This is a genomic window from Streptomyces sp. NPDC005962, from assembly GCF_040629205.1.
Taxonomy (GTDB): domain Bacteria; phylum Actinomycetota; class Actinomycetes; order Streptomycetales; family Streptomycetaceae; genus Streptomyces.
Map to the genome: position 1 here is coordinate 73975 of NZ_JBEXVE010000009.1, position 25331 is coordinate 99305.

The 25331-nt window shown below is 72.4% G+C and carries 23 protein-coding genes and 2 pseudogenes; 2 read left to right on the forward strand and 23 right to left on the reverse strand.

The annotated features are described in order from the left end of the window. Positions 1-241: 241 nt before the first annotated feature. Positions 242-742 (forward strand): annotated as a pseudogene (locus ABZ370_RS17085) (M23 family metallopeptidase); the annotation flags it as partial. Between the two features lie 476 nt (positions 743-1218). Here ABZ370_RS17085 and ABZ370_RS17090 read toward each other — a convergent pair. The 18 genes and pseudogenes from ABZ370_RS17090 to proS form a co-directional block, all read right to left on the reverse strand. Then, positions 1219-1758, reverse strand: coding sequence for a helix-turn-helix domain-containing protein (locus tag ABZ370_RS17090; RefSeq protein ID WP_358621582.1), 540 nt, complete (start codon positions 1756-1758; stop codon positions 1219-1221). A 103-nt stretch (positions 1759-1861) separates the two neighbouring features. Continuing rightward, on the reverse strand, positions 1862-2695 hold the full coding sequence (gene whiG / locus ABZ370_RS17095; protein WP_358621081.1) for an RNA polymerase sigma factor WhiG: 834 nt from the start codon (positions 2693-2695) through the stop codon (positions 1862-1864). A gap of 129 nt (positions 2696-2824) precedes the next feature. Then, positions 2825-4024 (reverse strand): DNA-processing protein DprA, encoded by a 1200-nt coding sequence (dprA, locus tag ABZ370_RS17100; RefSeq protein WP_358621584.1) that lies wholly within the window; start codon positions 4022-4024, stop codon positions 2825-2827. Positions 4025-4077: 53 nt separating this feature from the next. Continuing rightward, positions 4078-5694 carry an ATP-binding protein gene (locus tag ABZ370_RS17105; RefSeq protein WP_358621083.1) on the reverse strand — a complete coding sequence of 539 codons (1617 nt, stop codon included), beginning with the start codon at positions 5692-5694 and terminating at the stop codon, positions 4078-4080. Further along, the gene (locus ABZ370_RS17110) at positions 5695-6054 is read right to left on the reverse strand and encodes a YraN family protein (RefSeq protein ID WP_358621086.1); all 360 of its coding nucleotides are present in this window, start codon (positions 6052-6054) and stop codon (positions 5695-5697) included. A gap of 142 nt (positions 6055-6196) precedes the next feature. Further along, the gene (locus tag ABZ370_RS17115; RefSeq protein ID WP_009714730.1) at positions 6197-6505 is read right to left on the reverse strand and encodes a DUF2469 domain-containing protein; all 309 of its coding nucleotides are present in this window, start codon (positions 6503-6505) and stop codon (positions 6197-6199) included. 39 nt (positions 6506-6544) lie between these two features. Then, on the reverse strand, positions 6545-7027 hold the full coding sequence (locus ABZ370_RS17120; protein WP_358621090.1) for an NUDIX hydrolase: 483 nt from the start codon (positions 7025-7027) through the stop codon (positions 6545-6547). Between the two features lie 118 nt (positions 7028-7145). Then, positions 7146-7901, reverse strand: coding sequence for a signal peptidase I (gene lepB, locus ABZ370_RS17125; RefSeq protein ID WP_358621092.1), 756 nt, complete (start codon positions 7899-7901; stop codon positions 7146-7148). A 90-nt stretch (positions 7902-7991) separates the two neighbouring features. Continuing rightward, positions 7992-8918 (reverse strand): signal peptidase I, encoded by a 927-nt coding sequence (gene lepB, locus ABZ370_RS17130; protein WP_358621094.1) that lies wholly within the window; start codon positions 8916-8918, stop codon positions 7992-7994. Continuing rightward, positions 8902-10042: pseudogene (lepB, locus tag ABZ370_RS17135) on the reverse strand (signal peptidase I). Before lepB (ABZ370_RS17135) ends, lepB (ABZ370_RS17130) begins: the two are co-directional and overlap by 17 nt. Next, complete coding sequence (lepB, locus tag ABZ370_RS17140) at positions 10035-10910, reverse strand: signal peptidase I (protein WP_358621096.1); 876 nt, start codon at positions 10908-10910, stop codon at positions 10035-10037. The pseudogene lepB (ABZ370_RS17135) and the gene lepB (ABZ370_RS17140) overlap by 8 nt, the downstream one beginning before the upstream one ends. Positions 10911-10972: 62 nt before the next feature. Continuing rightward, positions 10973-11323: a 50S ribosomal protein L19 gene (gene rplS / locus ABZ370_RS17145; protein ID WP_055557941.1), complete on the reverse strand. Its 351-nt coding sequence runs from the start codon at positions 11321-11323 to the stop codon at positions 10973-10975. Positions 11324-11456: 133 nt separating this feature from the next. Next, positions 11457-12311: a tRNA (guanosine(37)-N1)-methyltransferase TrmD gene (gene trmD, locus ABZ370_RS17150; protein WP_358621099.1), complete on the reverse strand. Its 855-nt coding sequence runs from the start codon at positions 12309-12311 to the stop codon at positions 11457-11459. Next, positions 12308-12859, reverse strand: a complete 552-nt coding sequence (gene rimM, locus ABZ370_RS17155) for a ribosome maturation factor RimM (protein WP_358621102.1) — start codon at positions 12857-12859, stop codon at positions 12308-12310. The genes trmD and rimM overlap by 4 nt, the downstream gene beginning before the upstream one ends. 82 nt (positions 12860-12941) lie before the next feature. After that, entirely contained in the window at positions 12942-13181 is a 240-nt protein-coding gene (locus tag ABZ370_RS17160) for an RNA-binding protein (protein ID WP_003958958.1), read from the reverse strand. A 2-nt stretch (positions 13182-13183) separates the two neighbouring features. Continuing rightward, entirely contained in the window at positions 13184-13627 is a 444-nt protein-coding gene (gene rpsP, locus ABZ370_RS17165; RefSeq protein ID WP_358621105.1) for a 30S ribosomal protein S16, read from the reverse strand. A gap of 155 nt (positions 13628-13782) precedes the next feature. Next, complete coding sequence (locus tag ABZ370_RS17170) at positions 13783-14376, reverse strand: hypothetical protein (protein WP_009714740.1); 594 nt, start codon at positions 14374-14376, stop codon at positions 13783-13785. Positions 14377-14632: 256 nt separating this feature from the next. Beyond that, complete coding sequence (proS, locus tag ABZ370_RS17175) at positions 14633-16048, reverse strand: proline--tRNA ligase (RefSeq protein WP_358621108.1); 1416 nt, start codon at positions 16046-16048, stop codon at positions 14633-14635. A 318-nt stretch (positions 16049-16366) separates the two neighbouring features. On the opposite strand from proS, the gene ABZ370_RS17180 reads away from it, so the two are divergent. Further along, positions 16367-17221 carry an SAM-dependent methyltransferase gene (locus ABZ370_RS17180; RefSeq protein ID WP_358621111.1) on the forward strand — a complete coding sequence of 285 codons (855 nt, stop codon included), beginning with the start codon at positions 16367-16369 and terminating at the stop codon, positions 17219-17221. Between the two features lie 188 nt (positions 17222-17409). Here ABZ370_RS17180 and ffh read toward each other — a convergent pair whose 3' ends face one another. The 5 genes from ffh to ABZ370_RS17205 form a co-directional block, all read right to left on the reverse strand. Next, positions 17410-18972: a signal recognition particle protein gene (gene ffh, locus ABZ370_RS17185; RefSeq protein WP_358621113.1), complete on the reverse strand. Its 1563-nt coding sequence runs from the start codon at positions 18970-18972 to the stop codon at positions 17410-17412. Positions 18973-19292: 320 nt separating this feature from the next. Then, positions 19293-21851, reverse strand: a complete 2559-nt coding sequence (locus ABZ370_RS17190) for a [protein-PII] uridylyltransferase (RefSeq protein ID WP_358621115.1) — start codon at positions 21849-21851, stop codon at positions 19293-19295. Between the two features lie 45 nt (positions 21852-21896). Further along, complete coding sequence (locus tag ABZ370_RS17195) at positions 21897-22235, reverse strand: P-II family nitrogen regulator (RefSeq protein WP_358621118.1); 339 nt, start codon at positions 22233-22235, stop codon at positions 21897-21899. Continuing rightward, positions 22232-23608, reverse strand: a complete 1377-nt coding sequence (locus ABZ370_RS17200) for an ammonium transporter (protein WP_358621121.1) — start codon at positions 23606-23608, stop codon at positions 22232-22234. Before ABZ370_RS17200 ends, ABZ370_RS17195 begins: the two co-directional genes overlap by 4 nt. 207 nt (positions 23609-23815) lie before the next feature. Beyond that, positions 23816-25318, reverse strand: coding sequence for a hypothetical protein (locus ABZ370_RS17205; protein ID WP_358621587.1), 1503 nt, complete (start codon positions 25316-25318; stop codon positions 23816-23818). Positions 25319-25331: the final 13 nt, after the last annotated feature.

The window sequence follows — 25331 nt, forward strand, 5'->3', positions numbered from 1 at the left end:
CGGCCGCCGTGCTGCCGATACGTGCTCGGGGCGTCGGCGGCGGGGCGTGCGAAGTCGATCCGGTGACCCGGATCGCCATAAGAAGTGTACGGGACCCGTGCGGTGCCGGGTGACGGCGATATCCACAACCCGTAAGTAGTCCCCAGTTCGCGTCCATGATCCACCGGATGCGGCGATTGGCATCACCGTGGGTGACATGCGACAGCTTGGTGTGGTGTGGGCTCTGGCCCTGTGCGTTCTGATGTTCCCGGCACTGGTCCCGGCCGCGGTAGCGGCCCCGGGTACCGATGGACGGTCGTGGCCGGTGGCCGGGCCGGAGGGGGCGGAGCGGCCCTCGGTGCTGAGGGCGTGGCGCCCGCCGCCCGCGCCGTGGGCGGCGGGTCATCGCGGGGTCGATCTGGCGGTGCGGGCGGGGCAACCGGTGCGGGCGGCGGCCGCGGGGCGGGTGAGCTTCGCGGGGCCGGTCGCGGGGCGCGGGGTGCTCACCATCGAGCTGTCCGGGACCGGCGCCCCTCCGCTGCGGACGTCCTACGAACCGGTGCGGGCCGCGGTGCTTAAGGGCGCGCGGGTGGCGGCGGGGCAGGTGGTCGGCGTGGTGGACGCGGGGCCGTTCCACTGCCCGCCCGGCTGTCTGCACTGGGGGCTGCGGCGCGGGGACCGCTACCTTGATCCGCTGTCGCTGCTGCCGCCGCCGATGCTGCGGGGCGGCCCGTCCCGCCTCCTGCCGGTCTTCGACGTCCCGCCCGCCCGGGGCCGCGCGGCGGCGTCACCTCCGGCCACCGCCGGGTCGGCCGCCGCCTCCCCCACCGGCCCGTCGGACCTGCCACCGGCCACGGCACTGGCGGCCGCGACCGCCTGGGCCGGACAGCGCCTGCGCGGCCGGACCCGCCGGAAGCGCGCCCATGCGGCCGGGCGCGCGGCCGCGCCGTCACCGCCCCGGGCCGACATCGACCGGAGCGGACCGGAGCAGACCGGCGCGACGGAGTGGACCTTGGGGTCCGCGGCCACCCCGGCGTTCGCCGAGGGCCGCAGGTTCCGCACAGCGCGAGGGCCCAGGTTCCGCGACCGGCGCGGGGGCCGCAAAGGCCACCGGGGCCTCGGTGTTCGCCCAGGGCCGTGGAGCCCGCAGGGCCACGAGGGCCGTGGGGTCCGTGGGACCGAGGGGCGCGGGGCCGCCGGGAAAGCGGGGCCGCAGGGCCAAGCCCGGCGCACCGGGGGTCAGCCGTGGACGCCGTTCAGGGCCATGGCGACGGCTGCCTCCGTGATGCCCTCGGGGGCCTCGGCGGCTCCCAGCTCGATGCGGCGGACCGCCGCGTCCACGACGCCCTGCAGGAGCACCGCGGCCAGCCGGGGCTGCTGATGGCCGAGCGCGCCGAGGGCCTCGACCACCATGCCGATCAGCCCGCCGTGGGCGGCGCGGATCCTCTCGCGCGCGCCCGCGTCCAGCTCACCGGCCGAGATCGCCACCACGGCACGGTGGCGGCGGTCGCCGACGAGGGCGAGCTGTCGGCGCACATACGCCTCGACCTTCGCCTCGGGCGTACCGGCCTCCTCCATGGCGGCCTCGACCTCGGCGGCCCAGACCGGGAAGTCGACGGCACACAACTCCTCGACCACGGCCGCGCGGGAGCGGAAGTACTCATAGACGGACGAGCGGGCGAGACCCGTGCGCTCGGCGAGTGCGGGGAAGGTCAACGCCTCCGTACCACCCTCGGACAGCAAGGAACGGGCGGCCTCCAGCAGGGCGCCGCGCTGCATCGTCCGGTGCTCGGCCACTGAGGCCGCTCGAATCCTGGGCACGTCACCACTGTACGGAGACGTCACGGTGGCGTCACGGCCGTGGCTGTCCCGGCGGGACGATTCAGCGGCCGACGTCGGCGAGTTTCGCGCGCAGCTGGAGCACGGACTTGGTGTGGATCTGGCTGACCCGGCTCTCGGTGACCCCGAGGACCTGGCCGATCTCGGCCAGGGTGAGCCCCTCGTAGTAGTAGAGCGTGACCACGGTCTTCTCCCGCTCCGGAAGGGTGTTGATGGCCCGGGCGAGCAGCCGGCGCAGCTCCCGGTCCTCGGCCACCTCGACCGGGTTGTCCGCAGCGGTGTCCTCCAGGGTGTCCATGAGGCTGAGCCGGTCGCCGCCCTCGCCGCCGACGTGCAGCAGCTCCTCCAGGGCGACCACGTTGGCGAGCGACAACTGGCTGAAGACCCCGTGCAGTTCGTCGACGCTGATGTCCATCTCGGCCGCGACCTCGGCCTCGGAGGGGGTGCGGCGCAGCGCCGCCTCCAGCGTGGCGTACGCCCGCTCGACCGCCCTGGCCTTCTGGCGGACCGAGCGCGGAATCCAGTCCAGCGCCCGCAGTTCGTCGATCATCGCACCGCGGATGCGGGTGATGGCGTAGGTCTCGAACTTGATGGCGCGCTCGGGGTCGAACTTCTCGATGGCGTCGATGAGTCCGAAGACACCGGACGAGACGAAGTCGGCCTGCTCGACGTTGGAGGGCAGCCCGACGCTGACCCGCCCGGCCACGTATTTCACCAGTGGCGAGTAGTGCAGGATCAACTGCTCCCGCAGCCGCCCGTCGCCCGTGGCTTTGTACGACCGCCACAGCTCGTCGAGCGAGGACGGTGCCGCGGGGCGCACCGCGCCGCGGGCAGCGGGCGGCGCCGCGCGGTCAGACCCGGAGATGTGCTGGGGCATTCGTCGCCTTGAGCCGTTCTGCCATGACATGGGTGAGGACGTACGCTTCCACCGGAAACCTTGTGAGCGTAGCGTGACTGCGACGTCGCGGTATGCGAAGGGCATCGACTCGGCGGTGTGCGGATACGGTCATCGCCTCAACCCTTTCACCCGATTGCCCCGATTTGGGGGATCGCCTCGCCGTGTGCGGTCACTACGGCGCGTGGGCGGCACCAACTGCCAGCGGTCGCCATGGCGTTCGACGAAACCCAGGGCGAGCAGTTCGTAGAGCCGGCCCACGGCCTCCTCACAGCTCGTCCCGGAATCCCTGGCCACCTCACGTCCCTCGTTGCCGCCCTGTGCCGACAACGCTTCCAGCACCCGTGCCGTCACGGGATCGAGCAGGTCCCGCTCGACGAGGGGCCCTTCCCGGACAGGGGCGAGGTCCCCGATGGCGCCGACCAGCTCGGCGACTTCGTCGGCGTCGGTGACCAGGACGGCCTCGCCGCGCAGCAGTTCGTGGACCCCCGCGGAAAGCCCGCTGGTGACCGGGCCGGGCACTCCCATGGTGGACCGGCCGAGCTGCTGTGCCCGGCGCGCGGTGACCAGCGATCCGCTGCGGTACTCGGCCTCGATGACGACCGTGCCGCGGGTGAGCGCGGCGATGACCCGGTTGCGCAGCACGAAGCGGCTGCGGGTGGGATGCGCTCCGGGCGGCAACTCGGCCAGTACCAGACCCTGTTCCGCGATGCGCTCGATCAACTCGGCGTGCCCCCGCGGATAGGGGGTGTCCACACCGGAGGCGAGCACGGCGACGGTGGCCCCGCCCGCGGCGAGCGCCCCGCGATGTGCCGCACCGTCCACTCCCTGTGCCGCGCCGGAGACCACCACCCAGCCCCGCTCGGTGAGCCCGGCGCCCATCGTCGCCGCGACATGCGCGCCGTAGTCGGTGCAGGCGCGGGCCCCCACCACGGCGACCGAGCGCAGCGCCCACATGCGCAGTGACGCGGGGCCGCGCACCCATAACCCGACCGGTCGAGCGTCCCCCAGGTCGTCGAGCTGACCGGGCCACTCCAGATCCCCGGGGCAGATGAACCGCCCGCCGCGGGCGGCGATCAGGCCGAGGTCCGCCGCGGGGTCCAGCCCGGCGGCCCGCAGCGCGCATCCGGCCAGCCGCTGCGGGCTCGCCCCGGGCGGCGGCGCGGCCTGCCCGGTGAGCGCCCGCCGCAGGCCGACCGGCCCGAGCCGGCGCAGCCAGCGCCCCACCGCTTCGTCGCCGGGCTCCACGAGCCGGGTGAGGGCCGCCCGGGCGAGCCGCTCCTCGTCGGCCACGCCCGGCCCGGGGTCCATGGCGGATGACATCCCGGGCTCCGTGACCGGGCCTTCCACCGGGCATACCGTCATCAGTACTCCCCCGCGCCGACGGGCACCCCGCGGGTCACGCCGGTGCGCAGCTGGAGGGCCTGGGCGACGTCGGGCGCCAGCGGCCGGTCGTGCCCGGCCAGGTCGGCGACGGTCCAGGCGACCCGCAGCACCCGGTCCAGGCCGCGGGCGGTGAGCAGCCCGCGCTCCATGTCGCGCTCGGCCTCCCGGAGCGCCCCGGGGCAGGCCTGCCAGCGGGTGCGCAGCTCATGGCCGGGCACCTCGCTGTTCAGCCGCCAGGGGGTGTCCGCGAGGCGCGCGGCGGCCCGCTCCCTCGCCTCGCGCACCCGGGCCGCGACCGCGGCGGTGCTCTCGCCGCCCGCCCCGGTCAGCTCGGCCCGGCTCACCGCCTCGACGCGGACACGCAGGTCGACCCGGTCCAGCAGCGGGCCGGAGAGCCGCGACTGATAGCGGCGGACCGTCGAGGGCGAGCATTCGCACCCGTCCCCCAGCAGCCCGTGCCGCCCGCATGGGCAGGGGTTGGCGGCCAGCATGAGGAGGAAGCGCGCGGGCATGCGCATCATGCCCGCGGAGCGGGCGACCACGACATGGCCCGATTCCAGGGGCTGCCGCAGGGCGTCCAGGGCCCGGCCGCTGAACTCCGGGGCCTCGTCCAGGAAGAGCAGCCCGCGGTGGGCGAGGGAGACCGCGCCCGGCCTCGGCAGCCCGTTGCCGCCGCCGACCAGGGCGGCCATGGTCGCCGAGTGATGCGGTGCGCAGTACGGGGGCGTCTCCACCAGGGGCTGGCCCGGGGGCAGCACTCCGGCCACCGAGTGCACGGCGGTGACCTCCAGCGCCTCCTGCCGGGTGAGCGGCGGCAGCAGCCCGGGCAGCCGCTCGGCGAGCATGGTCTTCCCCGCCCCCGGCGGCCCGACGAGGAACAGATGGTGGCCCCCGGCGGCGGCGACCTCCAGGGCGGCGCGCGCGGCCCGCTGCCCGGCGACCTCGGCCAGATCGGGCCGCCCCGCCCCGGCGCCGGGGAGCGCGGCCACTCCGGTGCCCATGCCCGCGCCGGGCATGGTGAGCCCGGCCAGCATGGGATCGGGCCGCCCGGCCTCCAGTGGCTCGTCCTCCTCGGGCACCGGTTCGTCGGTGAGGACCGCGATCAGCTGGCGCAGGCTCCGGACGCCGAGCACCGAGACGCCCGGGACCAAGGCTGCCTCCGCCGCCGTCTGCTCCGGGACGACGACCTGCCGGTATCCGGCCTCGGCGGCCGCGAGCACGGCGGGCAGGACCCCGCGCACGGGCCGGACCCGGCCGTCCAGACCCAGCTCCCCGATCATCATCAGATCGGCGATCTCCCGGGGGTCGATGCGCTCGGCGGCGCCGAGCACCGCACAGGCCACGGCCAGGTCGAAGCCGCTGCCGCCCTTGGGAACGGACGCCGGGCTGAGCCCCACCGTGAGCTTCTTCTGCGGCCAGGCGGCACCGGAGTTGACCACGGCGGCGCGGACCCGGTCCCGGCTCTCCACCAGGGATTTGTCGGGCAGACCGACCAGGGCGAAGGCGGCCACGCCGGGCTCCAGATCGGCCTGGACCTCGACCACCACGCCCTCGACCCCGACCAGGGCGACCGAGCAGGTGCGGGCGAACCCCATTCAGATCACCCCCCGCACGTGCTCGACCACGGGCGCGCCGCGCCGCGGCAGCACCACACCCACCAGGTCGATCCGCACGCCTTCCGGCGGGGGCCCGCCGTGCCGCTCCAGCCAGCATTCGGCGAGCCGCCGCAGCCGGTCGGCCTTGCCGGGCCTGACCGCCGCCGCCGGAGGTTCGTAACCCTCCGCGCGACGCGTCTTGACCTCGCATACGACCAGCGCCCCGGCATCCAGCGCGACGATGTCGATCTCGCCGTCCCGGCACCGCCAATTGCGCTCCAGGACGGTCATCCCGGCCTCGGCCAGCCGGCGCGCCGCCAGATCCTCGCCGTAGCGGCCCAGTGCTCCCCTGGCGTTCATTCGGCACCACCTCCGGCACCGACTGTGACGCCCCCGCCCCGAATTCAGGGATCTTGGTGGATTTCTGTGGACGACCAGCCGCCGGTGGACAACTCAGCCACCCGGAAGAGTGAGCCGGCCGCGGGACGTCACACCGGGCCGGTCAGCCGCCCGGCAGGTCGAGGTCGCTCTTGTTCAGCTCCTCGATATTCACGTCCTTGAACGTGAGTACGCGGACCTGCTTGACGAACCGCGCCGGTCGGTACATGTCCCAGACCCAGGCGTCCGCCATCGACACCTCGAAGAAGACCTCACCCTGAACCGAGTGCACCTGCATCTCGTAGTCATTGGTGAGATAGAAGCGGCGCTCGGTCTCGATCACGTATTTGAACAACCCGACGACATCGCGGTACTCCCGGTAGAGCTTCAGCTCCATCTCGGTCTCGTACTTCTCGAGGTCCTCGGCGCTCATGGCATGTTCCCCTTCAGCCGTGCGTCCCCCCATTGTGCGTCAGACGCGCTCAGTCTCCAGGATCACCGGTGTACTGGGCGGTCCCTCGTCGAGCAGCGTACGCAACAGTCCCACGAGCCGGGTCGGGTACACCGGCTCGGTGGCCCCGGCCAGCTCCTCCACCGTCCACCAGCGCGTCCCGGCCATGCTGCGCCGCTCCAGCTCCGTCAGCCCCTCCTGGCGCGTCGTGGTCTGCTCCGTACGGGCCAGGTAGTACCACTCGTCCTGGTGCCAGCGGCGGCCGCAGAAGGGAAAGGAGCAGGTGCGCCGCCACAGCAGCGGGCCGAGCCGGACATCGGTGATCCCGGTCTCCTCGGCCAGCTCGCGCAGCGCGGCCTGTTCGCGGCTCTCGTCGCCCTCCAGCCCGCCGCCCGGGGTGAACCACCAGGTCCGCGAGGGGTCGTCGGGTTCGAAGCCGTGCAGCAGCAGGATGCGGTCCCTCGGGTCGAGCAGCACCACCCGGGCGACCTTGCGCAGGGGCATGCCCTCCGCGCCGGTCTCGTCGGCCCCGTCGGCCCGGTCAGTCCCGTCAGCCCCGTCGGTCCTGTCAGCCCGGTCAGTCCCGTCAGCCCCGTCGGTCCTGTCAGCCCGGTCAGTCCCGTCAGCCACTGGCCGCCACCTTCTCCCGCGTCTCGTCCCGCCGGGTGGTGCCGCCTCCCATCCGGCGCGCGACCGGCCCGTAGGCCGCACCTCCCAGGATGAGCACGGCGCCGGTCAGGACCGAGACCGATACGAGCCGGAGCGGACCGGGCTGCGAGACCCCGCCCGGCAACTTCTCGAACACCTCAGGGCGCCCCATCATGCCGAAGGCCCCCAGCGGCCAGGCGGTGGCGTCCACCCGGGCCGTCACGGCGTCCGTGGGAACGGCTCCGCGGCTGCTGTCGGTGAGATGCACCCGGGAGTCGAGGGAGTCGCTGCGGTGGTCGCCCATGAGGAACAGACTCCCCTTGGGCACGGTGGTGGAGAACCTGGTCATCGAGGCCGGTTCCTTGGCCTGCAGATACGGTTCTTCGAGAACCTTGCCGTCCACGGTGAGGCGGTTCTGCTTGTCGCAGCACACGACCTTGTCACCGCCGACCCCGATGACCCGCTTCACCATCGGCAGGGCGCCCCAGATCTCGTCCTGGAAGACGACCACATCACCGCGGCGCACCTCGCCGCCGTCGATGCGCTCCGCGAGCACCCGGTCGCCCTTGCCGATGGTCGGTGACATCGAGTCGGTCGGGACGCTGTACGGCTTGTAGAGCACCGCGCCCCAGGCGAAGCCGCCCAGGAACAGCACACAGCCGACAGCCACGACCAGCCCGGACAGCACGACGCCCAGCCTGCTGCCCCCCGCCCCTCGGGCATCGCTCATTCCAGTGCTCCCGCCGCGTCCAGCAGACATAGAAGGTCCTGTTCCGCATGCCCTAGGGCACGGGATCGCACCTTACCCGCGGTACGGGCGTCAGTCAGCCGTCCCCCGCACCTTCGCCGCCTGCCTGCGACGACGCCACAGCACGAGCGGCACCGCGCCCGCGAGCCCGAGCGCCGAGGGGGCCATCGAAGCCGCCGCGCTCAGCCCCGGCTGGTCGAAGGTGCCGGGGACCGACAGCGCGGACCAGCGGTTGACCGGCCAGGCGACCACGATCGCGCGCCCGACAACGTCGTCCACCGAGACCGTGCCGTTGTGCAGGTTCTGGTGGTACCGGGAGTCCAGCGAGTCCTGGCGGTGGTCGCCCATCACCCAGATCCGGTTCTTGGGCACCTTGACCGGGCCGAACGGCTTCTCGTCACAGGGAGTGTTCCCGGGGAAGATGTACGGCTCGTCCAGCGCCTTGCCGTTGACCATCACCTTCTCGCCGCGGCGGCACGAGACCGTGTCCCCGCCGACCGCGATGACCCGCTTGATCAGGTCCTTCTCATCGGCGGACGGCATCAGGCCGACGCGGCTGAGCGCCTCCTGGATGCCCTCGGCGATCGGGCCCGAGTCCTGCGTCTGGGTTTCCCCGAGCCAGCCGCCCGGGTCGTGGAAGACGACCACCTCGCCGCGCTCCGGCTTCGAGCCGAACCACGGGGTGAGCTTGTCCACCAGCACCCGGTCGCCCCGCTGCAGCGTGTTCTGCATCGAGTCGGACGGGATCGAGAACGCCTGCACCAGGAAGGTCTTGATCAGCAGCGCCAGCACCAGCGCGATGAAGATCAGGATCGGCAGCTCCTTCCAGAAGGAGCGCACCTTCCGCCCCTTCGCGGGCCGCCGCCCGGAGCCGGGTGCCCCGGCCTCCTCGCTTCCCTCCTCGGAACCGGTCTCCCGCTCCGCGCCGAGCCCGGTCCCGGGCCCCGGCCGGGGCGGTCCCGGAGGGCCGGAGGGCGGCGCGTCAGCCGGTCCGGCCATGGGAGCGCCACCCGGTGCCGGGGACGCCCCGGACGCTTCCGGTGCCTGGTCCGCGGTTCCCTCTCCCGTCACCCCGGGCCGCCTTTCGGGCTCTTCGTGACCGGATCGCGCGCCGACCGCCAAGTCCCCCACATTCACTCCTCACGCCGCTGCCGCCTGCTCCACGAACGGCGCAGGCCCACCACTCCCATAACGAGCGGGAGTTCCGCAGGGGTCGGGAGCTGGATCATTCCTTGCTGATCCATGGGGGACAGCCTATGCGGCGCACCGCTCGCCTGTGTCGCCCCACTCGGCGCGTCCCGCACGGACGCGTACGTTCCGGGCTCCTCCAACTGCCGCATATGGCCGAACGGCCAGGCGATCACCACGGCCCGGCCCACCACACTCGCGTCCGCGACGGTGCCCATGTGCGCCTCGCCGAGGTGCACCCGGGAGTCCGCCGAGTTGGCCCGGTGGTCGCCCATCATGAACATCCGCCCCGCGGGGACGGTCACCTTGAACTTGCGCTGCGAGGGCGCGTTCCCCGGGTACAGATACGCCTCGTTCAGCGGCGTCCCGTTGACCGTGACCTTGCCGTTCGTGTCGCAGCAGGCCACCGTGTCGCCGCCGACCGCGACCACTCGCTTGATCAGGTCCTGTTCGTCCGACGAGGGCAGCAGACCGATGAAGGTCAGGAACTCCTTGCCCTGCTTGATGACCGGCGGATCGTCCTTGGGCGGCTTCCGCTCGTCCTCGAGCCAGCCGCCGGGGTCCTTGAACACCACCACGTCCCCGCGCTCCGGCTTGGAACCGAACCACGGGGTGAACTTGTCGACCAGCACCCGGTCGCCGATCTTGATCGTCTGCTCCATCGAGCCGGACGGGATCACGAACGCCTGCACCAGGAAGGTCTTGAGGACCAGCGCGATCACCAGCGCCACACCGATCAGGATCGGTATCTCCCGCACGGCGGAGCGGCGCCTTCGGCGCTTGATCCGCTGCTGCACCCGGCGCCGCTCCGCGCGCGTGGCGAGCCGGCGCTGCCCCGGCTCCCGCGACGGCGCGTCGGCGGCGGGAGCGGGGGCCGGGGCCGGGGCGGGTCCCGCCCGGCGGGTGCCGGAGCGGGGGCGTCCGCGGTTACCCATGCGCACCGCCCGGGACCGCGGCGCCCGGTGCCCCGCCGGGGCCGGGGACATGTGCGAAGGCTTCCGGGCCCCGGATGCGGGACCACCGGCCGAACGGCCAGCCGATCCAGTCGGCCCGCCCGATCACCTGCTCCACGGGGACGGTGCCGCCGCCCGGCTCGCCGAGGTGGTCCCGGGAGTCCCGGGAGGCGCCGCGATGGTCGCCCATCACCCACAGCCGCCCTTCGGGCACGACGGTGTCGAACGGCACCCGCGAGGGGGTGTCCCCCGGGTACAGATAGTCCTCGTTCACGGGCCGGCCGTTCACCTCGATCCTCCCCCGCTTGTCGCAGCAGACGACCCGGTCACCGCCGACGCCCACCACACGCTTGATGTAGTCGGTCGCGGCCGGTTCGGCGAGTCCGACCGCCGCGGCCGCCTTGCGCAGCACACCGGTCACCGGGTTGCCGGACGGCTCCTCCCGCAGGAAGGAGCCGGTGCCGTCGAAGACGACAACGTCGCCCCGGCGCGGATCGTCCCCGAAACGGTATGCGAGCTTGTTCACCAGCACCCGGTCCCCGGGGCGCAGGGTGTTCTCCATGGAGCCGCTGGGAATCAGGAACGGCTGCACCACGAACCCGCTCACCAGCAGGACCAGCGCCATGGAGGTGGCCGCGAGGAGCGCGGCCCGCCGCCACGGCCACTCATGCGAGCGGGGCTGCTCGGCTGGGGGCTGATCCCCCGCGGGCTGCTCCTCGGGAACCTGCCCGGTCGCGGGCCGCGCCGCCGGGAGCTGCTCCGGGGTATGCGAAGAGCGCGATCGCTCCTCGTGCTCCGGGCCGGAGCAGGAGGAGCGATCGCGCTCCGCGAGCCGTCCTTCGATGTCCATCGGGCCAGAGCCTATCCGGCCCGGCCGGGGCATCCGACGGGAGCTCAGTAGTCGCGCAAAAGTCAGCGGGTGCGCTTCTCCTTGATCTTCGCGGCCTTGCCGCGGAGGTCACGCAGGTAGTACAGCTTCGCGCGGCGCACGTCACCGCGGGTGACGACCTCGATCTTCTCGACGATCGGGGTGTGCACCGGGAAGGTGCGCTCGACGCCGACGCTGAAGCTCACCTTGCGGACGGTGAAGGTCTCCCGCACGCCGGAGCCCTGGCGGCGGATGACGACGCCCTTGAACTGCTGGACACGCGAGCGGTTGCCCTCGATGACGCGGACGTGGACGTTGACCGTGTCGCCGGGGCGGAAGGTCGGGATGTCGCTGCGCAGCGACGCGGAGTCGACGTTGTCGAGCAGGTGAGTCATGATCGTCTGCTTTCTTCGCTGATGCCACAGGTCATCAGCGGCATATCGGGATGTTGATTCGGAGTGCCGCCCTCATCGGACGAGCGTCGGTCCCCCTGTGGCAGGGGCGCCCACCCGGACGTACGGCAGCGGCCTATTGTTCCATGGCCCGGTCCGGCCGCCCAAATCGGGCCCGGCCCCCGGTTTCGCCCGCCCCGGGCAGCTCCTCCCAGCCGAGATCGGCCAGGAGCGCGCGGTCGTGCTTGTCGAGCGTCGCCGGGTCGCAGCGCTCGATCAGATCGGGCCGATGGGCGCTGGTGCGGCGGAACGCCTCGTCCCTGCGCCACCGGGCGATCTTGCCGTGATGGCCGCTGACCAGCACCTCCGGGATGCTCCGGCCGCGCCACTCGGGGGGCTTGGTGTAGACGGGCCCCTCCAGCAGATCGGCCATCGCACCCGGAGCGAAGGAGTCGTCCTGGTGCGATTCGGCGTTGCCCAGCACCCCGGGCAGCAGCCGGGCGACGGCCTCCGTGATCACCAGCACCGCGGCCTCGCCGCCCGCCAGGACATAGTCGCCGATGGAGACCTCGTGGATCTCCAGTCGCTCCCCGTACTCCTCGATCACCCGCCGGTCGATGCCCTCGTAGCGCGCGGGCGCGAACACCAGCCAGGGCCGCTCGGAGAGCTCCACCGCCAGGGTCTGGGTGAACGGGCGGCCGCTCGGAGTGGGCACCACCAGCGTCGGCCTGGCCAGCCCGTCGCCCTCGCCTTCGCCTTCACCCGACGCGATGATCGCGTCCAGCGCCTCGCCCCAGGGATCGGGCTTCATGACCATGCCCGGGCCGCCGCCGTACGGGGTGTCGTCCACCGTGTTGTGCCGGTCGTGCGTCCAGGAGCGCAGGTCGTGGACGTGGACGTCCAGCACACCGCGGGCGCGCGCCTTGCCGACCAGCGAGACGTTCAGCGGCTCCAGGTACTCCGGGAAGATCGTGACGACGTCGAGCCTCATGACGACGCGTCCTCACGGCCGCTCGCGATCTCCGCCTCGGCCTCGTCCAGCAGCCCGGGCGGCGGGTCGATGACGGCGCGCTGCTCCTCCAGGTCGATCTCCGGCACCACCTCGGAGACGAACGGGATCATCACGTCGCTGCCGTCGGGCCGCTTCACGATCAGCAGGTCCTGGTACGGCAGATGGGAGATCTCGGAGATCCGGCCGATCGCCGTGCCGTCCACGGTGACCACGTCGAGGTCGATCAGCTGGTGGTCGTAGAACTCCTCGGGGTCCTCGGGGACCTCGTCGGGGTCGACCTCCGCGATGAGCAGGATGTTGCGCAGCGCCTCCGCGCCCGTACGGTCCCGCACCCCCTCGAAGCGCAGCAGCAGCCGGCCGCTGTGCACCCGGCCGGTCTCGATGGTCAGCGGTCCGGCCGAGGCGGGCTCGGTGACCAGCACGGCGCCCGGGCCGAGCCTCAGCTCGGGCTCGTCCGTACGCACCTCGACGGTGACCTCGCCCTTGATGCCATGGGCACGGCCGATCCGCGCGACAACCAACTGCACGATGCATGTCCCTTTCACGCACACGGGCCGGGGACGGCGCAAAGCCCTCCCCGGCCCGTGCCGGTGCTCCTATTGATCGCCTCTAGCTGACCTGATCCACGTCGACGAGGTCGACGCGGATTCCACGGCCGCCGATGGCGCCCACGACGGTACGCAGCGCGCGGGCGGTGCGGCCGTTGCGACCGATCACCTTGCCCAGGTCATCGGGGTGCACCCGGACCTCGAGCACGCGTCCGCGACGCAGGTTGCGCGAGGCGACCTGCACGTCGTCGGGGTTGTCGACGATGCCCTTCACCAGGTGCTCGAGGGCTTCCTCGAGCATCCTCAGGCCTCGGTCGACGCGGTGGACTCAGCGGCCTCGGCCGCCTCGTCCGACTTCTTCTCGGACTTCTTCGCCTTCGGGGTGATGGCCTCACCCTTCGGCTCGTCACCAGCGTCCTTGGCAGCGGCCTCGAACAGGGCGCGCTTGTCGGTCTTCGGCTCGGCGACCTTCATCGGGGCCGGGGCGGGCAGGCCCTTGAACTGCTGCCAGTCGCCGGTGACCTTCAGGATGGCGAGCACCGGCTCGGTCGGCTGGGCGCCGACCTTCAGCCAGTGCTGCACGCGCTCCGAGTCGACCTCGATGCGCGACGGGTTCTGCACCGGGTGGTACAGGCCGATCTCCTCGATGGCCCGGCCGTCACGGCGGGTGCGGGAGTCGGCGACGACGATGCGGTAGTGAGGCGAACGGATCTTGCCCAGACGCTTCAGCTTGATCTTGACTGCCACGGAAGTGGTGTCTCCTGGTCTTGACGTGGTTGAGCACTGCGAAGTGCCGCGTGGGGTTGCGGTACCCGAGTGCCCGATGGACGCGTCAGCCGGAGGAGAGAGGGGTCCTGGTCGGCTGTCGAGTACAGCGGACCATTCTGCCACACCGTGACAGGTCAGCCGACCGCGGCCACCGCGTCCGGAATGCGGAACGGCTTCCCGCAGCCACCGCACATGATCGGCGCCTGGGCCAGCACCGACGGAACGACGCGGACGTTGCGCCCGCAGTCGCAGACGGCCTTGACCCGGACACCTCCCCCGGACGAGCCGTGCCGCGCCGCGGGGCCGCGGAAGGCACGGGAGGTCTCGGCCGCGGTCGCGACGGTGTGCGCCTTGAGGGCGCGGTGCAGCCGGTCGATCGTGGTCCGATAGCGCTTTCTCGCCTCGGGACTGAGGGTGACCAGCGAGAAGCCGCTGCTGGGATGCGGTTCCTCGGAGTGGTCGAGCCCCAGCTCCTCGGCGATCGCCAGGAACCGGCGGTTGTGGTAGCGGCCGGCGCGCGAGGTGTCACGGACACCGCGGGCGGCGGCGATGCCATGGACTGCCTCGTGCAGCAGCCGTTCGAAGGAGAGCTCGGCGCCACATGCGGACGACGACTCTCCGATCAGCGATTCGGGCGCGGCTAGATCCGGCAGCTCGGGGTGGTGCCGTTGAATATCGGCCCACGCCTGTGCCAGCTCTGCGGCGAGTACAGGTGGTGTCGTGCTCACGTCGTGCTAACGAGCAGGAGCCGCCCGGTGTTCCGATTCCGGGGCATCTCAAATAATTTGCACGTACCAGTCAGTTCAACGCTGATGCGTCGCGACGAGGGCGGGTGCGCACATGCGTGGATGAGCCGCCCACGGCGCACCAAGGCGGTACGTACCGCCACGTACGGCCCGGCCCGTAGACACCGGCCCGCAGGCACCGGCCCTTGGACACCGGCCCGCAGGGCCCGTAGCCACCGGCTCGCGGGTATCGCAGCGCTCAGTAGGCGCGCGCCACGAGGGCGACGTTACCTGGCGCGTCATCGGCGTCCGGCACCGCCCCGTCCTCGGCGACCAGACACCGTACGGACACCGCCCGCTCGGCGAGCGCGGCCTCGCCCTCCGGGCCCAGGTCGGCCCACCGGACGCGCGCCCAGCCGCCCGCGACCGCCGCCTCCGCGGCCTCTTCCACGGTCCGCGCCTCCACCGTGCGCGCCTTGCGGCGCTCCCGCGCCTGGCGCAGCAGCAGCGCCTGGTCCTCCTCCAGCGCCTTCGGGACCGCCTCGGCCAGCAGGTCGGTGCGCACCGGTTCCTTGCCGCCCGGGATGCGCCGGACGAGCGTGGCGGTGCCGGACTCCAGGTCGCGCGGGCCGATCTCGACGCGCACCGGTACGCCCCGCAGCTCCCAGTCGACGGCGCGGCGGCCGAAGGGGATGTCGGTGCGGTCGTCGACCCGGACCCGTACCCCCGCCGCCGTCAGCCGGTCGCCCGTCTCGCGGACCGCGGCGAGCACCGCGTCATCGCCCTTGACCGCGAGGACGACGGCCTGGACCGGGGCCAGCCGGGGCGGCAGCCGCAGCCCGTCGTCGTCGCCGTGCATCATCACCAGCGCGCCGACCAGGCGGGTCGTGCTGCCCCAGGAGGTCTGCCAGACCAGTTCCTGTTCGCCGTCCCTGGACAGATAGCGGGTGTTGAAGGCGCGGGCGAAGTTCTGGCCCAGCTCATGGCTGGTGCCCAGCTGAAGCGCCTTGCCGTCGCCCATCATCCCTTCGAGGGTGAGGGTGTTGACGGCGCCGGCGAAGCGCTCCCGGGCGGTTTTGCGCCCCGGGACGACGTCCATGGCGAGCACGTTCTCCATGAAGTCGGCGTAGACGTCGCGGTGGATACGGGCGGCGAACTCCCGGGCGTCCTCGTACGTGGCGTGGGCGGTGTGGCCCTCCTGCCAGAGGAATTCGGTCGTCCGCAGGAACAGCCGGGGCCGCAGCTCCCAACGCACCACGTTGGCCCACTGGTTGATCAGCAGCGGCAGATCGCGGTAGCTCCGCACCCACTTCGAGAAGTACTCGTTGACGATGGTCTCGGAGGTGGGCCGGACCACCACCGGCTCCTCCAGCTCCTTGCCGCCGGCGTGGGTGACGACCGCGAGTTCGGGCGCGAAGCCCTCGACGTGCTCGGCCTCCCGGGTCAGATACGACTGCGGGATGAAGAGGGGGAAGTAGGCGTTCTGGACGCCCACCGCCTTGATCCGGGCGTCGAGGTCGCCCTGCATCCGCTCCCACAGCCCGTATCCGTACGGCCGGATGACCATGGTGCCGCGCACGGGTCCGTTCTCGGCCAGCTCGGCCTTGTTGATCACATCCTGGTACCAGCGCGGAAAATCCACCGCACGAGGGGTGAGAACGGGTGCTTTCGCCATGCCGCCGATCGTACGGCGGCGGCGCGGCGCACCCCAGGGAATATCGCCCGGGCCCGCGCCGGGGTGGTCGCGGCACCCCGGGGCGGGCCCGGGAGCGGGGCGGACGCGAAGGAGTGCGGGGGCGCACGGAGGGGGCACGTAAGCACGGCCGTGAAAGCTCTGGACGCGCGGACGGATGCGGAGTTCTCTGGCATACGGGGGTGGGACGCGACGAGCGGGTGTCCTGTGGACGAGCCGACACCATCCACACGGCACCCTCTGGCGCACAACGGCGGATCTGACGACGGCACTGCATCTTCGCTGATTGGGGCCCTTTCGATGACATCTACGCTCGTACGGCCGCACCGCCCGCACCCCTCGCCACCGCGCACGGCGGACCCGCGCGCCCGCGCCCGCGACTGGGCGGAGATCCAGGAGCGGATGCTGGTGCCGCTGTACGAGGCCGTCTATGAACGGCTGGACGTCGGCGCCGGAACGCGGCTGCTGGGCCTGGGCTGCGGCTCGGGGCTCGCCCTGCTCATGGCGGCCGGGCGCGGCGCGTCCGTCTGCGGGGTCGACACGGACGAGCCGCGCCTCGCGCTGGCGCGGGTGCGGCTGGGGGACCCGGCGCGGCTGGGGCTCGGCGGTCCGGAGTCGGTGTGCGCGCGGGAGACGGCGGCGGGCTCGCGCTTCACGGTCGTGACCGCCTTCGAGCCGCTGTCCGCCCCGGCGGCGGGCGGCCCCGGCGGCCCCGGAGGGCTCGACGCGGCGGTCTCCTCGCTCACGGCGGCCGCGGCGCTCACCGAGCGCGGCGGCGCGGTGGTGCTGGCCGGGTGGGGTCCGCCGGAGCGGTGCGCCACCTCGTCGGTGCTGCGGGTGGGGGCCCGGCTCGCCGACCCGATGTGCGCCCCGGCGCGCTGGCGGCCGTGCGGCCGGGACGACCTGGAGACGCTGGCCGAGCGGGCCGGGCTACGGCCGGACGGATCGGGGCGGGTGGCCTGCCCGTTCGGGTACGCCGACGTGGACAGCGCGGTGCGAGGCCTGCTGTCGACGGGGCTGTTCGACGCGGCGGAGCGGGCGACCGATCCGACGCAGGTGCGCAAGGAGATAGCGGAGGCGCTGCATCCGTATCAGCGTCCGGACGGGACGGTGTGGATGCCGAACGTTCTGCGGTATCTGATCGCCCGGGTCTGAACCTGCGGGCGTAACCCATTCGTACACACGCTCGTTGGAGCTCACGTCCGGAGATAACGCGACCTGCTCTCCGCCTTCGCGGAGGTGATCCGGGCAACCAGCGGTGCGGCAACCCGATGAAGCGCCCGCTCCCCGCCGCTCTGCGGGGTCTTCTTGGGTGGGGCGCACGTGCGCCCCACCCAAGAGCGTCACTTCGGGGGAAGGAAGTTCTTGAACTCCTGCGGCAATTCGAAGTCCTCCGCACCCTGACCAGCACCGGGCGCGCCGAACGCGCCGCCTTGCTGGCCTGACGCCCTGCGCTCGGCAGCCTCGCGCTCCTGCTGCGCCCTCTTGAGCGGGTTGCCCGAGCGCTGCTTGCCCTTGACCTTCTTCTGCGGCTTGCCCTTGCGCTTGGCGGCACCGCCACCCGGCATGCCCGGCATCCCGGGCATTCCCGGCATGCCGCCGCCCTGGGCCATCTTCGACATCATCTTGCGCGCTTCGAAGAACCGCTCCACCAGGTTCTTGACCGCGCTCACCTCGACGCCGGAACCACGGGCGATACGGGCGCGGCGGGAGCCGTTGATGATGTGCGGGTCCTGGCGCTCGCCCCGCGTCATCGACTTGATGATCGCGGCCGTGCGGTCCACGTCCCGCTCGTCCAGATTGTTGATCTGGTCCTTCATCTGGCCCATGCCCGGCAGCATGCCGAGCAGCTTGGAGATGGAGCCCATCTTGCGGACCTGCTCCATCTGCGCCAGGAAGTCGTCGAGCGTGAACTCCTTGGGTCCCTTCGCCAGCTTGGCCGCCATCTGCTCGGCCTCTTGCTGGCTGAAGGTCTGCTCGGCCTTCTCGATGAGGCTGAGCATGTCGCCCATGCCGAGGATGCGGGACGCCATGCGGTCCGGGTGGAACGCGTCGAAGTCGTCCAGCTTCTCGCCGTTGGAGGCGAACATGATCTGACGGCCGGTGACATGTGCGATGGACAGCGCGGCACCGCCGCGCGCGTCGCCGTCGAGCTTGGAGAGCACCACGCCGTCGAAGCCGACGCCGTCGCGGAACGCCTCGGCGGTGTTCACCGCGTCCTGGCCGATCATCGCGTCGACGACGAACAGGACCTCGTCCGGGCTGACCGCGTCGCGGATGTCCGCCGCCTGGCGCATCAGCTCCTCGTCGATGCCGAGGCGGCCCGCGGTGTCGACGATCACGACGTCGTGCTGCTTGGTGCGGGCGAACTCGACGGAGTCCTCGGCCACCTTCACCGGGTCGCCGACGCCGTTGCCCGGCTCCGGCGAGAACACCGCGACGCCCGCGCGCTCGGCGACCACCTCAAGCTGGTTGACGGCGTTCGGGCGCTGGAGGTCACACGCGACGAGCAGCGGCGCGTGGCCCTGCCCCTTCAGCCAGCGGCCGAGCTTTCCGGCGAGCGTCGTCTTACCGGCGCCCTGCAGACCCGCGAGCATGATGACCGTCGGGGGCTGCTTGGCGAAGCGGAGACGGCGGGCCTCGCCGCCGAGGATGCCGATCAGCTCCTCGTTGACGATCTTGATGACCTGCTGAGCGGGGTTCAGCGCCTGGGAGACCTCGGCGCCGAGGCTGCGCTCCTTGATCTGCTTGATGAACGCCCGTACGACGGGCAGCGCGACGTCCGCCTCTAGCAGGGCGATCCGGATCTCGCGTGCCGTCGCGTCGATGTCCGCCTCGCTGAGGCGGCCCTTGCCCCGGAGGTTCTTGAAAGTCGCTGCGAGGCGATCGGAGAGGGTATCGAACACGGTGGTCGCGAATCCTTCGGTCGGATGTCGGGTCGGCGGTCGGCCTCCCAGGGTATCCGCACGTTGAGGTAACGGTCTGCCCCCGGGCGTCCGCCGCCCGGTCGGCGCCTGCCTTTCCCCCACCCCGCCCCTCCCCGAACCGGGGCTCCGCCTCGCCCCCCGCTCCTCAAACGCCGGAGGGGCTGAGGTTGGGGCAGCTCCGCCCCGGGCGCCCGCTCCTCAATCCCGGGAACGGCCAGGGGCGGGCATCTCCGCACCGAGCACCGGGCCGGGGCGGGCGGCGCCAGGGCGGGCGACGACGAGGCTGGCCGGGGAATCCGCTAGCGCAGTGTCTGCTCGACCTCTTGGGCCACTTGCGCCGCGCGCGTCGGGGTCAGTGGGGCGCCGGTGGCGTCCGTGACGTAGAACGCGTCGACCGCGTTCGCGCCCAGCGTGCTGACATGGGCGCTGCGGACCGTGACACCGGCGGCCTCCAGGGCGCGGCCGATGCGGTGGAGGAGGCCGGGGATGTCCTGGGCCCGGACCTCGATCACGGTGGCGAGCTGTGAGCTGCCGGGGGCGACCGTCACCCGCGGCGGCGGGGCGTGGATGCCGCGGCGGCGCGGGTACCTGCGGTAGGCGGCCTCGCGTTCGGCGAGCCGGGCGACGATGTCGAGCGAGCCGTCCAGCGCCCGGAGCAGATCGTTCCGCAGCCGGGCGGCCTGCGGCAGCGAGCCGTATTCGGCGGCCACACGCCAGCTCAGCAGCAGAACGCCGCCCGGCTTACCCGCAGCGTCCGCACTGCCCGCACCGTCCGCGCCGTCCAGCTCCGACGGCAGCTCCACGGCACGCAGATCGGCCGCCCGGACCGTGAGCCGGTGCAGGGCCAGCACCCCGGCGGCCGCGGCCAGCACGCCGGACTGGTCGGGGACGGCGATCAGCAGCTCGACGCCGATCGGTTCCGGTTCCGGTTCCGATTCCGGTTCCGTGGCCGGGTCACCAGGCGGCAGCGCCTCCGACCGGGCGTGCAGGGCCAGCACCGGGCCGCCGGTGCGCCACGCCTCGATCGCGAGCCGTTCCTGTTCGGCCGTGATCTGCTGCGGGGCGTCCGGGTCCGGGGCGGGCTCGCCCGCGAGGACGGCGGCGACCCGCTGGACCAGGTCGGCGACGAGCGCGCCGCGCCAGGCGCTCCACGCCGCGGGTCCGGTGGCCAGCGCGTCCGCCTCGGTGAGGGCGTGCAGCAGCTCCAGGGCGGCGGGGCCGCGGACCGCCTCGGCGACCGAGAGCACGGTGGCCGGGTCGTCCAGGTCGCGGCGGGTGGCGGTCTCGACGAGGAGCAGATGGTGACGTACGAGGGTGGCGAGGACGGACACATCGGCGCGGTCGAAGCCGATCCGGGTGGCCACGTCCCGGACGATCGTCTCCCCCACCACCGAGTGGTCGCCGGGCCAGCCCTTGCCGATGTCGTGCAGCAGCGCGGCGACCAGCAGCAGGTCGGGGCGGCCGACGCGGCGGCTGAGCGCGCTGGCGCGCACCGCGGTCTCGACGAGGTGGCGGTCGACGGTCCAGCGGTGCACGGGGTTGCGCTGCGGGCGGCAGCGCACCCGCTCCCAATCCGGCAGCAGCCGGGTGATCAGGCCCTCGGCCTCCAGCGCCTCCCAGACCGGCACGGTGAACTCGCCCGCGCCCAGCAGGGTGACGAGTTCTTCCCGGGCCTCGGGCGGCCAGGGCACCGGCAGCGGGCCCGTGGCGGCGGACAGCCGCCGTACGGCGTGCAGCGAGAGCGGCAGACCGGCCTGGGCGGCGGCCGCGGCGGCCCGCAGGGGGAGCACGGGGTCGCGCTCGGGGCGCGCGGCGCGGGCGAGCACCACCTCGCCGTCCTGTTCGACGACGCCCTCGGCGAGCGGGCTGCGCTCCCCCGGCGTCTGCGCGGAACCGGAGCCCCCGCGTCCGCGGCCGCCGAGCAGTCCGCGCAGCCGCGGCCGGCTCGCCGAGCGGGCGCGCAGCACCCGGTCGACCTCGCGCCAGGTGACATCGCTCGCGTAGGCGAGGGTCCGGGCCGACTCGTAGACCTGGCGCAGCAGGGCGTCCGCGTCCAGCAGGCCGAGCGCGGCCGCGACCTGGTCCTGTTCCTGGAGGGAGAGCCGGTCGGTGGCCCGGCCGGTGGCCAGGTGGAGCGCGTCGCGGGTGTCCAGCAGCCGCCGCCGGGCGTCGTCCAGGCCCTCGCGGGGCGCGTCGGCGAGCCAGGAGGCGGCGATGGCGCGCAGCGCGATGGCGTCGCGCAGCCCGCCGCGGGCCTCCTTCAGGTCGGGTTCGAGCAGGTACTGCAGCTCGCCGTGGCGCTCGGCTCGCTCCTGGCACAGCTCGCGCAGTTCGGGCAGGCGCTTGGGGGCCTGGGCGCGCCAGTCCGCGAGGACGGTGGTGCGCAGGCCCGCGGTCAGGGCGGCGTCTCCCGCGAGATGGCGGGCGTCCAGCAGGCCGAGCTGGACCTTCAGATCCTCGGCGGCGGTCTTGCGGGCCTCGTCGGGGGTGCGTACGGAGTGGTCGAGGGCCAGCCCCATGTCCCAGACGGGGTACCAGACGTGGTCGGCGAGCGCGGCGAGGGCCGAGGAGTCGGCGGAGCCGTCGTGCAGCAGGACGACGTCGAGGTCGCTGCGCGGGGACAGCTCGCCGCGTCCGTATCCGCCGACCGCCACCAGCGCCACGCCGTCGGTGATCCCGGAGGTCTCGGCGCCGCCCGCGAGGAGCGCGGCCAGCCACTGGTCGGTGAGGTCGGCGAGCGCGCCGCGGCGCGGCGGCCCGGACCGCGACTCCTCCTGGAGAAGTCGCAGCCGGGCCGCCGCGTAGCCGCCGGGGCCCGAGTCGGTGGTCTCTGTCCGTGCTTCGACGCGTTCCGTCAACTCGGCTGCTCCCTGTCAGCTGGGCGTGCGATCGGTTGGTGCCCCTTACAGAGCGTCCGGGCCCCGTTCGCCGGTCCTGACGCGGACCGCGGTCTCGACGGGGACGCTCCATACCTTGCCGTCCCCGATCTTGCCGGTGCGGGCGGCCTTGACCACGACCTCGATGAGATCGTCGGCCTCCTCGTCCTCGGCCAGCACCTCGATACGGACCTTGGGCACCAGGTCGACGGTGTACTCCGCGCCCCGGTAGACCTCGGTGTGGCCGCGCTGCCGCCCGTAGCCGCTGGCCTCGGTGACGGTGAGGCCCTGCACGCCGAACGCTTGGAGGGCTTCCTTGATCTCGTCGAGCCGGTGCGGCTTCACTACCGCCGTGATGAGCTTCACGCGTCCACCTTCTTAGGGTCCTTCTTCGCGTCCTTCTTCTTCGCCTCACCGGCCGCCGAGTGCGCGGCCGACTGCAGGCCGCCGAGGGAACCGCCGCCCGCACCGGCGAAGTCGTACGCCGTCTCGGCGTGCTCGACCTGGTCGATCCCGGCGACCTCGTCGTCCTCGTCCACCCGGAACCCGATGGCCAGGTCGACGATCTTGGCCAGGATCGCGGAGACGATCAGGGAGTAGGCGAGGACCGCGAAGGCACCGGCGGCCTGCTTGCCGAGCTGGCTGAAGTCGCCGCCGTAGAACAGGCCCTTGGCGTCGCTCTGCACCTTGCCGGTGGCGAAGAGGCCGATGAGCAGCGAGCCGATGAGGCCGCCGACCATGTGGACGCCGATGACGTCGAGCGAGTCGTCGTAGCCGAACTTGTACTTCAGGCCGACCGCCATGGCGCAGACGACACCGGCGATGACGCCGACCGCGATCGCGCCGAGCGGGCTGACCGCGCCGCAGGCCGGGGTGATCGCGACGAGTCCGGAGACGGCGCCGGAGGCGGCGCCCAGGGTGGTGAAGGAGCCGTGCCGGATCTTCTCGTACGCGAGCCAGCCGAGCATCGCGGAGGCGGTGGCGACCTGGGTGTTGGTGAACGCGGCCGCGGTGACGCCGTCGGCGCCGAGCCAGGAGCCGCCGTTGAAGCCGAACCAGCCGAACCACAGCAGACCGGCGCCGAGCATGACCAGCGGCAGGCTGTGCGGCCGCATGGGGTCCTTCTTGAAGCCGACCCGCTTGCCGATGACGAGGATCACGCCGAGCGCGGCGGCGCCCGCGTTGATGTGGACGGCGGTACCACCGGCGAAGTCGATCACGCCGAGCTTGAAGGCCCAGCCGTCGGGTGCCCACACCCAGTGCGCGACCGGGAAGTAGACGACCGTCGCCCACAGGGCGATGAACAGCGCCCAAGCGGTGATCTTGACGCGGTCCGCGAGGGCACCGCTGATCAGCGCCGGGGTGATGATCGCGAACATCATCTGGAAGAGGGCGAAGACATAGATCGGGATGGTGTATCCGGGCCAGAGCTCGGTCAGCCCGATGTTGTGCATGCCCAGCCAGTCGAAGCCGCCGAAGAGGGCATTGCCCTTGTCGAAGGCGACGCTGAAGCCGTAGAGGACCCACAGGACGGTGACGATGCCGATGCTGATGAAGCTCATCATCAGCATGTTCAGCACGCTTTTGACGCGGACCATGCCGCCGTAGAAAAAGGCAAGGCCGGGCGTCATGATCAGAACCAGCGCGGCGCACAGCAGCATGAACCCGGTGTTGGCCGCGCTGAGTGCGTCATCTGGCGTGATCTTGTCCGCGGCAAGCATCGTGATGCCCACTGGCATCGGCGTCTCCTCGCTGTCGAAACGGCCCGTGCGGGCAATAAACAAAAGGGCCGGTATTCGCCACGAGATTGGCGCAGCGCCGTTTCAGTCGATGCCACTCGATGTTTCGCGGCAGTGACGAAGGCCGCGGGCGTGTTACGCGCCGATGAATTGGCGGTGCGGAGTCCTTCCGCTCCGTTACCGTGTCGCAACCCTCTCCGGGCGGCCTCAGACGGCCCGGGGGGAGCCCGTCCCGTCCGGGGAGTCGGGCAGCATGGCGACGAGCCTGTCGCTCAGCTCGGCGACCTCGGGCACGTCCCCGAAGTGGCGCACCGCCGTGTCCACGGTTTTGCGGAGGCGGTTGTTCACCCGCTCCGAGCGGATGCGCTGGGCGAGCGGCAGCGCCTTCCCGGCGACCTCCACGCACTGCTCGGGCTGCTTCTGGAGGAGGTGGACGGTGGCCATGCCGATCAGGTTGAGCGCATACGAACGCTGGTGCCCGCCCTCACCCCCGGCGGTCTCCTCGCCGAAGAGGCGCACGGCGTTGCGCATCACCGGGTCGGCGAGCTGGGCGTAGGTGGGGCTGCGGCCCGCGACATAGGCGAGGTCGCGGTAGGAGTGAGCGTTCTCCGCGTTCAGCTCGGCCTCGGAGAAGAAGCCGATCCAGTCCGGGTCGCCGTCGCCCGCGGCTGAGTCGGCGAAGGTGTCCTCGGCCATCTTGACCGCGCGGTGGCACTTGCTGGGCTGGCCCATGTTGGCGTACGCCCGGCCCTCCATCGCATACAGCATGGCCTGGGTGCGCGAGGTCGCGCTCTCCCGGCTGCCGTACTGCGCGAGGTGGATCAGCTCCAGCGCGTCGTCAGGCCGGCCGACGTGGATCATCTGGCGGCTCATGCTGGAAAGGATGTACGAGCCGAGGGGGCGGTCGCCGGACTCCTTGGCGGCGTGCAGCGCGAGGACGAAGTACTTCTGGGCGGTGGGCTGGAGCCCGATGTCGTAACTCATCCACCCGGCCAGCTCGGCCAGCTCACCGGCGACCTTGAACAGCCGCTTGGACACCGCCTCGGCGTGCGACTCCTGGAGCAGGTCGGTGACCTCGTGGAGCTGGCCGACCACCGCCTTGCGGCGCAGCCCGCCGCCGCACTGGGCGTCCCAGGTGCGGAACATCGTGATGGTGGACTCCAGCAGCTCCAGCTCCGGCTCGGAGAGCCGGGAGATGCGCCGTGAGCGGCCGCTGTCCGCCGCGCGGGCGGCGCCGGGCGCCCCGCCCGGCGAGGGCACCAGCCAGCGCTGCATCGGCTCGATGAGGGCGGGGCCCGCGGAGAGGGCGAGGGAGGTGCCGAGGAAGCCGCGCCGGGCGAGCATGAGGTCGCTGCGGGAGAACTCGCCGATCAGCGCGACGGTCTCGGGCCCGGCCCACGGAAGATCCACACCGGACACGGACGGTGACCGGTGGGCGGGGCGCAGCCCCAGGTCCTCGATGCCGACCACACAGCCGAAGCGCTCGGAGAACAGCTCGGAGAGGATCTGCGGAATCGGCTCGCGCGGCTGTTCCCCGTCCAGCCAGCGGCGCACCCGCGAGGTGTCCGTACTGATGTGGTGGGCGCCTAACTGGCGCGCCCTGCGGTTCACTTGGCGGGCCAGTTCGCCCTTCGACCAGCCGCTGCGCACGAACCACGACCCCAGCTGCTCGTTGGGTCGCTTGTCAGCACCGCCGCCGCTGTCGCCCACCGGAACGCCCCCA